A 10035-nucleotide genomic window follows, 5' to 3' on the forward strand; every position below is an offset into this window, starting at 1 on the left:
CCAGTCGGCGGATCAAACGACTGCAAACATTCCAGTTCATCCGGCGCATTGCAAGGAAAGGTTGTGCTGTATCATGTCTTTCGGGGGGCGTGATCCCGCTCAAGTCACATCATCGGACAAACCCGAAACCGTTGCTTTGCAAAGCCGCCCTGCGCGGCATGTTGTGCAAGGCCGCAGCGGCCTTGCACCTTAATCACAGCATCCTAGGGCGGGTGCCGCCTGCGACGTCAGTTGACGCCCGCGTTGAAGACGAACAATTGCTCGCCATTGATCTGGTAGCCGTCGATCAGCGTCTTGGCGCGGTCCGACACCAGCCATGCCTCGAGCTTGTCGACAAGCTCGGATTGCACATGCGGGTGCTTTTCGGGATTCACCGGCAGATAGGCGTATTGGTTGAACAGGACCGGATCGCCGGAATACAGCAGCGCAAGGTCGGCCTTGTTGCCAAAGTTCAGCCAGCTTGCACGGTCCGACAGGATATAGGCGTTCATGCCAGCCGCAGTGTTGAGCGCAGCGCCCATGCCCGCGCCGACCGCGTTGTACCAATCGCCAAAGCCCGCTGCGTCAAGCCCGGCCTCGGTCCACAGCTCCAGCTCTTTCTTGTGGGTGCCGCTATCGTCGCCGCGGCTGACAAAGGCCGCCTCGGCAGAGGCGATGTCCTGCAACGCAGCAACCGCGCTGTCGTCACCCTTGATACCAGCGGGATCATCCGACGGGCCGATGAAGACGAAATCATTATACATGATTTCGGTGCGATGGGTGCCGTAGCCCCCGGCAAGATAGGCGTCTTCGGCCGGGCGCGAATGCACCAGAATGGCATCGACGTCGCCCGCCTCGCCCAGTTTGATCGCCTGCCCAGTGCCCACGACCAGCAATTGCACCTCGAGGTCGAGATCCTTGAGGATCTCGGGCAGCAGCACCTCGGCAAGGCCCGAGTTGTTGAACGAGGTGGTCACCGCCATCTTCATCACGTCGGCGGCCTGTGCGGTGGTGGCGGCGGCGATCAGGGCCGCGCCCAGCAGTATGCGTTTCATTCCACGATATCTCCTTGCAGAAAAGCCCGTGCCTGCGGCGTTTCGGGCCGGGTGAAAAATGTCGTCGCCGGGCCGCTGTCGTGCAGGCGGCCGCGCAAAAGGAACAGCACGTCATCGGCCAGCCTGCGCGCCTGCCCCATGTCATGGGTCGACAGCACCAGCCGTGTGCCGGACGCGCGGGCGGCGGTCAGGATGGCTTCGATCTCGCGCATTGCCCGCCCGTCGAGCGAGGCGCAGGGTTCGTCAAGGAACAGCACCTGCGGCTCGGTGATCAGGGCGCGGGCAAGGGCCAGCTTCTGCTGCTCGCCGCCCGAGAGCAGCGGCGCGTAACGGTTCAGCATCTCGCCAAGGCCGACCCGGCGGGCGGCGGTCTCGGCGCGGGCCAGCGCCTCGCGGCGGGGCACCTTACGGATGCGCAGCGGATAGGCGATGTTCTCGATCACACTGCGGCGCAGCATGACGGGGCGCTGAAACACGAAGGCCTGCGCATGGCGCGCCTCGTCCAGTGGGCAGGCCCATGTGATGCTGCCCGAGGACAGCCGCGCGGTGCCGTGCAGCAGGCTGAGAAGGCTGGTCTTGCCCGCGCCATTGGGGCCGATGAGCACGGTGATGCCCGGCCCGTCAAGGCGCAGATCGATCGGCCCGACCAGCACCCGCCCGCCGCGCCGCGACATGGCGCCGTGCGCCACGAGGGGAAGAAGCGCGCTCACCAGCGGTCTCCGCGTTCGGTACGGCCCAGCCAGTGGATCGACAGGTTCACCGCAACCGCCAGTGCGATCAGCACAAAGCCAAGCGCCAGTGCCAACCCGAAATCGCCCTTGCCGGTTTCCAGCGCGATGGCCGTGGTCAGCACCCGCGTGGCATGGTCGATGTTGCCGCCGACGATCATGATCGCGCCGACCTCGCCGATGGCGCGGCCAAAGCCCGCCAGCGCGGCGGTGAGCAGGGCGCGGCGGGAATCCCAGAGCAAGGTGCGGATCTTCTGCGCTTCGCTGACGTTCATCGAGATCAGCAGGTCGTGATATTCCGCCCAAAGCTCGCGGATCGACTGATGCGCGACCGAGGCGATCAGCGGCACGATGATCACCGTCTGCGCCACGATCATCGCGGTGGGGGTGAACAGCAGCCCCAGCACCCCCAATGGCCCCGAGCGTGACAGGATCACATAGACCACAAGGCCCACCACCACCGGTGGCAAGCCCATCAACGCATTCAGCAGCGCGATGATACCCCGCCGCCAGCGAAACCGGCGCACCGCCAGCAGCGCGGCAAGCGGCAGTGCGATGGTGCAGGCGACCAGAAGCGCGCTCAGCGTCACCCGCAGCGAGCGCAGCGAGATTTCGACAAGTTCGGGATCAAGCGTCAGCATCAGCCAGACCGCCTGTGTCATACCGTTCCAGATATCGACCATGGGCCGATCCCTCCCCTCATGCCCCTCGGGGGCATGTCTTTCGATCCGCGCGCACCATGTCAAAGCGCGCATGCCGCCGCCAGCCCTCGTGCCGGGAATCTGCGCGCCGGGGTCAGCCTGACCCTCTGCGCCCGGTGCGGGCGCCGCGACCGAGACAATCTGTCCGGCTGGACCCGGCGGAGCGGCGTTGATAGCCTGCCAATTCACGGCACGGGGGGGCGGCAGATGGGCAGAACGGCGCGGGTGCTGCACTCGGTGCGGCTGCGGCTTCTGATACTGGCACTGGTGCCATTGATTATCCTGATGCCGCTGCTGTTGACCATCGGCATGGCCCGCTGGACCGCCGACTACGACGCGCTGTTGATTTCCAATGTCGAAAGCGATCTGCGCATTGCCCAGCAGTACCTTGAACGCATGACCGGCGACGCGGGCCGCGATGTCGCTTCCGAGGCGCGCTCGGCCGGGCTGCTGGATATGCTGAGCGACGCCGAGGCGCTCCGGCGCGACTACCTTCCCTATGCGCAGGCGCGCCTTGGGCTGGATTTCCTGCGCTACGTGCCGGTGGCGCAGGCTGATGCACAGTGGCCGGTGATCGCTCAGGCCCTGCAGGGGCGCGCCGATGCCGGGATCGACATAATGGACGCCGCCCAGCTGGACGCGCTTGGCCCCGGCCTTGCCGCCCGCGCCCGCATCCAGCCGATCGGCGACGGGGCGCCCGAGACGCGCGGCATGGTGCTGCATGCCGCCGCGCCGGTGCGGATCGACGGGGCGCTGGCGGGGGTGCTGGTGGGGGGCGTTCTGCTCAACCGCAACCTTGCGTTCATCGACAGGCTGAACGCGCTGGTGTTTCTCAATCCGATGGTGGGTGGAGACCGGCAGGGTACGGTGACGGTGTTCCTTGACGATCTGCGGATCTCGACCAATGTCAGCCTGTTCGAAGGCCAGCGGGCCATCGGCACGCGGGTCTCGCAGGCGGTGCGCGCGCAGGTGCTCGGGCAGGGCGAGACATGGCTCGATCGCGCTTTCGTGGTCAATGACTGGTATATCTCGGGCTATGTGCCGCTGCGCGACAGTTTCGGGCAGCGGGTCGGGATGCTGTATGTTGGCTTTCTGGAGGCACCGTTCGATGCGGCCAAACGGGCGGCGTTCCTGTGGATGCTGGGGGCCTTCGCGGCGGTGCTGATGCTGTCGGCCCCGGTGTTCCTGCTGCTGGCGCGCGGCGTCTTTGCCCCGCTCGAGGCGATGACACAGGTGATGGATCGTGTGCGGCGCGGCGATCTGGCCGCGCGCATCCGCCCCAGCGCCAAGCGCGACGAGGTGGCGCAGGTCGGCGCGCATCTGAACGAATTGCTCGAACAGGTGCAGGACCGCGACCGCCGCCTGCGTGCCTGGGCCGATGAGCTGAACGCCCGCGTCGATCAGCGCACCGCCGAATTGCGCGACACCAACGACAAGCTGGAACAAGCCTTTCATCAGCTGGTGATGCGCGAAAAGCTGGCCGCCATCGGCGAGATCACCGCCGGGGTCGCGCATGAGATCGGCAACCCGGTGGCGGTGATTCAGGGCAATGTCGACGTGATCCGCGAGGTGCTGGGGCCAGAGGCCGAGACCGTCCGCACCGAGCTTGATCTGGTCGATGCGCAGGTCCACCGCATCGACGGCATCGTCGGGCGGTTGCTGAAATTTGCCCGCCCCGGCGATTACGGCACCGATGCCCATAGCGTCGCGCCGGGGCCGGTGCTGCGCGATTGCCTTGTGCTGGTGGACCACGTCATCACCCGCACCGACATCACGCTGACCACCGACATCGCCGAGGTGCCTCCGGTGCGCATCGATCCCGGCGAGCTTCAGCAGGTGGTGGTGAACCTGATCGTCAACGCGGTGCAGGCGATGGGCGAGCAGGGGCAGCTGCATCTGGCCCTTGCGCCAGAGCCCCGCGACGGGCGCGCTGGCGTCGCCCTCAGGGTGCGCGACAGCGGGCCGGGCGTACCCGAAGACAAGCTTTCGGCGGTGTTCGCCCCGTTCTTCACCACCAAACAGGTCGAGGGCACCGGTCTTGGCCTGTCGATCTCGCAAAGCCTTGTGCAGCGGGCGGGCGGGCTGATCAGCGTGCGCAATGTCGGCGGGGCCGAGTTTACCGTCTGGCTGCCCGCCGCCGATCCCGATGCAATGGACAGCCCCGAAATGGCGGGGTAATCAGGGCGCATGGATGTGACACAGGATCTGGATGCGGTGGGGCTGCTCTGCCCGCTGCCGGTGCTCAAGGCGCGCAAGCGGCTCTCGCAGATGGCGACGGGCGAGGTGCTGCGCATCCGCGCCGACGATCCGGCGGCCGTGATCGACATTCCGCATTTCTGTGTCGAGTCCGGCCATGAGCTGGTCAGTTCGCAAGACGACGGCGCGGTGCAGGTCTATCTGCTGCGCTGCCGCTAGATCCCGAACCCAGCATAGGGCAGAAAGCGCACCAGGCTGCCGGGGGCCACGTCGATGGCCTCGTCGGGCAGTTCGACCAGCCCGTCGGCCCAGCTTAGCCCGCTGATCCGCCCCGAACCTTCCGAGGCGAACACTTGCGCCGCGCCATCCACCAGCCGGGCGCGCAGATATTCGCGCCGCCCCGGTTTCTTGCGTTTGGAAAACGCGGCGGGAACGGTAAAACCCTGCGGCTCTTGCCAGCCTGCGCCCGCCATCAGCGACAGCGCCGGGCGGGCAAAAATCAGCGCGCAGACCAGCGCCGCCACCGGGTTGCCCGGCAGGCCGAACACCGCCGCGCCGTCCCATGTTGCCAGCGCCAGAGGCCGACCGGGTTTGAGCGCGATGCGCCAGCTCGACAGGGTGCCGCGCGCCTTGAGCAGGGCTGAGACATGGTCTTCATCCCCCGCCGATGCGCCGCCGGAGGTCAGGATCACGTCGCAATCGCGCGCGCCCGCGTCCAGTCGCGCGGCGATGGCGGTGCGATCATCCCTCACATGGCCAAGGTCCACCGGCGCGCAATCCCATGCCTCGGCCAGCGCCAGCAGCATCGGGCGGTTGGCATCCCAGATCTGGTGCGGCAGGGCGGGGGCCCCGGCCTCTGCGATGATTTCGTCGCCGGTCGACAGCACGCCGACGCGCAGCTTGCGCTGGACCTGCACCTCGCCCAGCCCCAGCGCCGAAAGCAAGGCCAGATCCGGCGCGCGCAGCCGCTGTCCGGCGGGCAGGGCCAGCGCGCCTTGCACGACATCCTCGCCCGCCTTGCGGGTGTTGGCGCGCGGCTTGATCGGCCCGTCAAAGGCGACAAGGCCCTCGCCGAGGGCGCAGTCCTCTAAGAGCACCACGGTATCGACGCCCTCGGGCAGCATCGCGCCGGTCAGGATGCGCACCGCGTGGCCGGGCGGCACCGCCCCCTGAAACGGTTGCCCGGCGGCGGCGCGCCCGGACACCAGCGGCAGGCGCTGGATACCGGCCCCGGTGGCAGCCTGGGCGAAGCCGTAGCCATCCACCGCCGCATTGGCGCGCGGCGGGTTCGACCGTTGCGCCAGCGCATCGCTGGCAAGGATGCGCCCGCGTGCGGCATGGCTGGGCACGGTTTCAACCCCGGTCACCGGGCGCAGGACAGCGCGCAGGCGGCGCAGCGCCTCGTCGACCGGCACCCAGGCCACGCCCTGCGGCATGGCAAAGCAATCGTCGCGCAGGCGGGGCGGGATTAGCGGGGCGCTCATTCTGCCAGCCCCGTATCGGCGGCGATGAAATCGGCGATGGCCTTGGTATCGTTGAGATCAAAGCGGGGCAGGGGGGATTGCAGCGGCGCATCGCAGGCCAGCGCCCGCACATTCGGGCTGCCGGTGGGCGGCTTGCCGGTGGCGGCCCGGTGCGCTTCGATCTTGGGGTGGGGCGCGGCCTTGTAGCCCTCGACCAGCACCAGATCGACCGGCGCCATCTGCGCCAGCAGGGTGTCAAGCGGCGGCTCAGCCTCGCCGCGCAGCTCGCTCATCAGCGCCCAGCGGTTGGGCGAGGCCAGCATGACCTGCCGCGCCCCCGCGGCCCGGTGGCGAAAGCTGTCGGTGCCTTGCTGGTCGACATCGGTGTTGTGATGGGCGTGCTTGACGGTCGAAACGCTCAGCCCGCGCGCGGTGAACTCCGCCACCAGCCGTTCCATCAGTCCGGTCTTGCCGGAGTTCTTCCAGCCGGTGATGCCGTAGACGATCATGCCAGCGCCTCGGCGCGGGCCAGATCTTCGGGGGTGTTGACGTTGAAGAACGGATCGAACGGGCCTACGGGGAACAGAGCCTCGCCCGCGCCATGCCGGTCTGTCCACAGCACGACCTTGCGCAGCCCGCCTTGCAATGCCGCGCGCAGATCCTCCCGCAGCGCGACCGGCCACAGGCCAAAAGTCGGGTGCCGGTTGGCCCGCCCGCCGGATTTCAGCGCGTCGCCGTCGCGCGGGGTTGCGGCAAGCGCCAGCGGATAATCCTGCCCCTCGGCGGCGAGCAACAGCTGCGGCACCAGATCGCAGGGGAAAAACGGCGTGTCGCCCGCCACGGTCACGATGCTGTCGGCGCCCTGCTCGGCCGCCCAGTCCAGCCCGGCCAGCACCCCGGCCAGCGGCCCGACAAAGCCGCCGACGCTGTCGGGCAGCACCGGCAGCGCCGTCCCGAACCGCGCCGCATCGCCATTGGCATTGAGCGCCAGCCCCGCCACCTGCGGTTCGATCCGATCAATCACGCGCGACAGCAGGGTCTGCCCGCCGATGCGCAGCAAGGTCTTGTCGCCGCCGCCCATGCGGGTCGCCAGCCCACCGGCAAGGATCACGCCCAGAGGTTGTTTCATGATGTGCCCTTTGCGCGCTTGCCGCCGTCGTCGGGGATGCTGGCCGGGTCGGCGTCGCGGATCAGCCGGTCTTCGCCCGCAAGGCAGACAAAGCGTTGCCCGCGCATCCGGCCAATCACCGTAAGGCCGACCTGCCGCGCGATTTCCACCCCCCATGCGGTGAACCCCGAGCGCGAGGCCAGCACCGGAATGCCCATCAGGGCGGTCTTGATCACCATCTCGGAGGTCAGCCGCCCGGTGGTGTAGAGGATCTTGTCCTCGGCTGGAATGCCATGGCGGAACATGAACCCCGAGATCTTGTCGACGGCGTTGTGCCGTCCGACATCTTCCATGTAAACCAATGGCTTGTCCTGTTGACACAGCACCGTGCCATGGATCGCCCCCGCCTCGAGATACAGCGAGGGCGTGGTGTTGATCTGCCGCGCCAGCGCGTAAAGCCAGCTGCTGCGCACCGGGGTTTGCGGCAGGGTCAGCCCTTCGAGCCCCTCCATCATGTCGCCGAACACCGTGCCGACCGCGCAGCCCGAGGTGCGGGTCTTTTTCTGCATCTTGTCTTCGTAGCTGGTCTGGCGCTGCGTGCGCACCACCACGGTGTCGATTTCCTCGTCGTAGTCGATGCCGGTCAGCACGTCATCGTCCCGCAGCATCCCCTGATTGCGCAGGAACCCCAGCGCCAGATAATCGGGGTAATCGCCGATGGTCATCGCGGTGACCACTTCTTGCCGGTTGAGATAGATGGTCAGCGGGCGCTCTTCGACGACGGAGATCTCGATCGGCGCGCCGGTCTGGTCGCGGCCGGTGACGCGGCGCGTCAGGCCGGGGCGCGACAGGTCGGGCAGCAGGGGAAGGGGGGGGATCGTCACGCTGGCCTCCGGTCTGATGTTGGCGCGCTCTACCTAGTACGGCGGCAGCGGGGGTGGCAACCCGCCTCGGGCGCGGGGCGGTGTTCTGGCGCAGGAGCAAGCACCGTGAACGTGAGCGGCCTTGAAAACGCCGTTCAACCCGTGCCAGACCTTGTGACACCGGTGGCAGCGCCGATCGGGGGGTTGGGAGGCTCAATTGCAGACATCGATACAGCCTTGCGCGCGCGCATCCTCCGCGCCTGTGAAGATATCGCGCGCACGACTTGAGCAAAGCGGCACCCCGCAAGGCGCCGGCAGCAGGAGACGAAGATGACACCCATCAGGCTCGGAATGGTCGGCGGCGGCCTTGGTGCGATGATCGGCGAGGTGCACCGCATCGCGGCGCGGCTCGACAACCGCTTTGCGCTGGTGGCGGGGGCGCTGTCGACCACCCGCAACGCTGAAAGCGCCGCCGCCTGCGGCATCGCGCCCGATCGCGTCTACGACGATTACACGGTCATGGCGCAGGCCGAAGCCGCCCGCCTCGATGGCATCGAGGCCGTCAGCATCTGCACCCCCAACCATCTGCATTTTCCGGTGGCGCAGGCGTTCCTTGGGGCGGGCATCCCGGTGATCTGCGACAAGCCGATGACCGCCACGCTGCCGGATGCGCGCAGCCTTGCGGGGTTGGTCGAAAGCTCGGGCCTGCCCTTCGTGCTGACCCATAACTATTCCGCCTATCCCCAGCTGCGGCTGGCGCGCGAGATGGTGGCACGGGGCGATCTGGGCCCGCTGCGGCTGGTGCAGGTGGAATATGCGCAGGATTGGCTGACCGAAGCGTCAGATAGCAAGCAGGCGGCATGGCGCGGCGATCCGGCACGGGCGGGGGCAGGCGGCGCCATCGGCGACATCGGCACCCACGCCTATCAGATCGCGCGCTTCGTCAGCGGCATGGCGCCCGAAGCGCTGGCGGCCGATCTGACCAGCTTCGTGCCGGGGCGACGGGTCGATGACAACGCCCATGTGATGCTGCGCTATGCGTCGGGGGCGCGCGGCACGCTGTGGTGCAGTCAGGTCGCGCCGGGCACCGAAAACGGCCTGACACTAAGGCTTTACGGCGCGCGCGCCGGGCTGGAATGGACCCATGCCCAGCCCGAAACCCTGCGCTTTACCCCCCTTGGCACGCCGACGCAGATCCTGCGGCGCGGGGCGCAGACCATGGCCGGCAGCCGTGTGCCTGCCGGCCACCCCGAGGGCTTTCTCGAAGGCTTTGCCAATCTCTATGCCGAGGCGGCGGATCTTATCCGCGCCCACCAGTCGGGCACGGCAGTGCAATCCCTGCTGCCCGGGATCAAGGATGGCGTCGAGGGGCTGGAATTCATCGACGCCTGCATCCGCTCTGCCAGCGCGGGCAGTGGCTGGGTCAAGGTGCATCAGGGCTGACCCGCTCCTGTGGCGGCATCGCCGACATGAGCCAGCCGAGCAGCGGCCCGTGCAGAGAGCTATGCCGCCGCGGGGGCGATCACCCACCCCAAGGCTGTGCCAAAGCTTGCGTCGCCCCTGCAAGAGCTGGCCGGCGACAAGAACTCCGCCACTCTTGCCAGCCTGATCCGCGAGGCTGCGCCGATCGGCTCCGCGACGCAGGCAAGCCACACAAGGTCAGCGTCATAGCGGTCGCACGCAAGCTCGCCCTCATAGCCAATGCTCTGCGCAAAAGGCGCCCAGAATAGGAGCCCAGACACTTCTGACGGAGACAGATGGGATGGTTGCCGCCCTCCCCAGACGGCATCGCAATGTGCCAAAATCGTGGTGTTGAAAGCCACACGGAGGAGAGGACGGCGAGATGAAGGATATGATGATTGGGGTCGATCTGGCAAAGAATGTTTTCCAGCTCCACGGTGCTCTGCGGACGGGAAAAGTCCAGTTCCGAAAAAAGCTCACA

The 10035-nt window shown here is 67.5% G+C and carries 10 protein-coding genes; 3 read left to right on the forward strand and 7 right to left on the reverse strand.

The genetic code is table 11. The features are described from left to right. Positions 1-227: 227 nt before the first annotated feature. From Q4543_RS06865 to Q4543_RS06875, 3 genes are read right to left on the reverse strand one after another with little or no spacing between them, the layout of a single operon-like run. The gene (locus tag Q4543_RS06865; protein ID WP_216001756.1) at positions 228-1034 is read right to left on the reverse strand and encodes a substrate-binding domain-containing protein; all 807 of its coding nucleotides are present in this window, start codon (positions 1032-1034) and stop codon (positions 228-230) included. Next, positions 1031-1708 (reverse strand): ATP-binding cassette domain-containing protein, encoded by a 678-nt coding sequence (locus tag Q4543_RS06870; protein WP_303437062.1) that lies wholly within the window; start codon positions 1706-1708, stop codon positions 1031-1033. The genes Q4543_RS06865 and Q4543_RS06870 overlap by 4 nt, the downstream gene beginning before the upstream one ends. Positions 1709-1740: 32 nt before the next feature. Next, complete coding sequence (locus tag Q4543_RS06875; protein ID WP_303437053.1) at positions 1741-2445, reverse strand: ABC transporter permease; 705 nt, start codon at positions 2443-2445, stop codon at positions 1741-1743. A gap of 225 nt (positions 2446-2670) precedes the next feature. On the opposite strand from Q4543_RS06875, the gene Q4543_RS06880 reads away from it, so the two are divergent. Next, complete coding sequence (locus tag Q4543_RS06880; protein WP_303437054.1) at positions 2671-4641, forward strand: cache domain-containing protein; 1971 nt, start codon at positions 2671-2673, stop codon at positions 4639-4641. 9 nt (positions 4642-4650) lie between these two features. After that, complete coding sequence (locus Q4543_RS06885) at positions 4651-4878, forward strand: sulfurtransferase TusA family protein (RefSeq protein ID WP_216001753.1); 228 nt, start codon at positions 4651-4653, stop codon at positions 4876-4878. Here Q4543_RS06885 and Q4543_RS06890 read toward each other — a convergent pair. From Q4543_RS06890 to Q4543_RS06905, 4 genes are read right to left on the reverse strand one after another with little or no spacing between them, the layout of a single operon-like run. Further along, positions 4875-6143 (reverse strand): molybdopterin-binding protein, encoded by a 1269-nt coding sequence (locus Q4543_RS06890; protein ID WP_303437055.1) that lies wholly within the window; start codon positions 6141-6143, stop codon positions 4875-4877. The genes Q4543_RS06885 and Q4543_RS06890 overlap by 4 nt on opposite strands. Next, the gene (gene mobB / locus Q4543_RS06895; RefSeq protein ID WP_303437056.1) at positions 6140-6631 is read right to left on the reverse strand and encodes a molybdopterin-guanine dinucleotide biosynthesis protein B; all 492 of its coding nucleotides are present in this window, start codon (positions 6629-6631) and stop codon (positions 6140-6142) included. The genes Q4543_RS06890 and mobB overlap by 4 nt, the downstream gene beginning before the upstream one ends. Further along, a complete protein-coding gene (gene mobA, locus Q4543_RS06900) occupies positions 6628-7251 on the reverse strand; it encodes a molybdenum cofactor guanylyltransferase MobA (RefSeq protein ID WP_303437057.1) in 624 nt (207 codons plus the stop codon). The genes mobB and mobA overlap by 4 nt, the downstream gene beginning before the upstream one ends. Beyond that, on the reverse strand, positions 7248-8108 hold the full coding sequence (locus Q4543_RS06905) for a formate dehydrogenase accessory sulfurtransferase FdhD (RefSeq protein ID WP_303437063.1): 861 nt from the start codon (positions 8106-8108) through the stop codon (positions 7248-7250). The genes mobA and Q4543_RS06905 overlap by 4 nt, the downstream gene beginning before the upstream one ends. Before the next feature lie 315 nt (positions 8109-8423). Between Q4543_RS06905 and Q4543_RS06910 the strand changes: the two genes are divergently transcribed. Further along, positions 8424-9536: a Gfo/Idh/MocA family protein gene (locus Q4543_RS06910; protein WP_303437058.1), complete on the forward strand. Its 1113-nt coding sequence runs from the start codon at positions 8424-8426 to the stop codon at positions 9534-9536. The last annotated feature ends 499 nt before the right edge of the window (positions 9537-10035 follow it).

The organism is Salipiger sp. 1_MG-2023, from assembly GCF_030547555.1.
Lineage (GTDB): Bacteria > Pseudomonadota > Alphaproteobacteria > Rhodobacterales > Rhodobacteraceae > Salipiger.

Excerpts from the sequence above, each read along its gene's own strand:
- Q4543_RS06880 (WP_303437054.1), top strand. The coding sequence starts at position 2,671 with ATGGGCAGAACGGCGCGGGTGCTGCACTCGGTGCGGCTGCGGCTTCTG.
- Q4543_RS06910 (WP_303437058.1), top strand. The coding sequence starts at position 8,424 with ATGACACCCATCAGGCTCGGAATGGTCGGCGGCGGCCTTGGTGCGATG.
- Q4543_RS06885 (WP_216001753.1), top strand. The coding sequence starts at position 4,651 with ATGGATGTGACACAGGATCTGGATGCGGTGGGGCTGCTCTGCCCGCTG.
- Q4543_RS06865 (WP_216001756.1), bottom strand. The coding sequence starts at position 1,034 with ATGAAACGCATACTGCTGGGCGCGGCCCTGATCGCCGCCGCCACCACC.
- mobA (WP_303437057.1), bottom strand. The coding sequence starts at position 7,251 with ATGAAACAACCTCTGGGCGTGATCCTTGCCGGTGGGCTGGCGACCCGC.
- Q4543_RS06890 (WP_303437055.1), bottom strand. The coding sequence starts at position 6,143 with ATGAGCGCCCCGCTAATCCCGCCCCGCCTGCGCGACGATTGCTTTGCC.
- Q4543_RS06870 (WP_303437062.1), bottom strand. The coding sequence starts at position 1,708 with ATGTCGCGGCGCGGCGGGCGGGTGCTGGTCGGGCCGATCGATCTGCGC.
- mobB (WP_303437056.1), bottom strand. The coding sequence starts at position 6,631 with ATGATCGTCTACGGCATCACCGGCTGGAAGAACTCCGGCAAGACCGGA.
- Q4543_RS06875 (WP_303437053.1), bottom strand. The coding sequence starts at position 2,445 with ATGGTCGATATCTGGAACGGTATGACACAGGCGGTCTGGCTGATGCTG.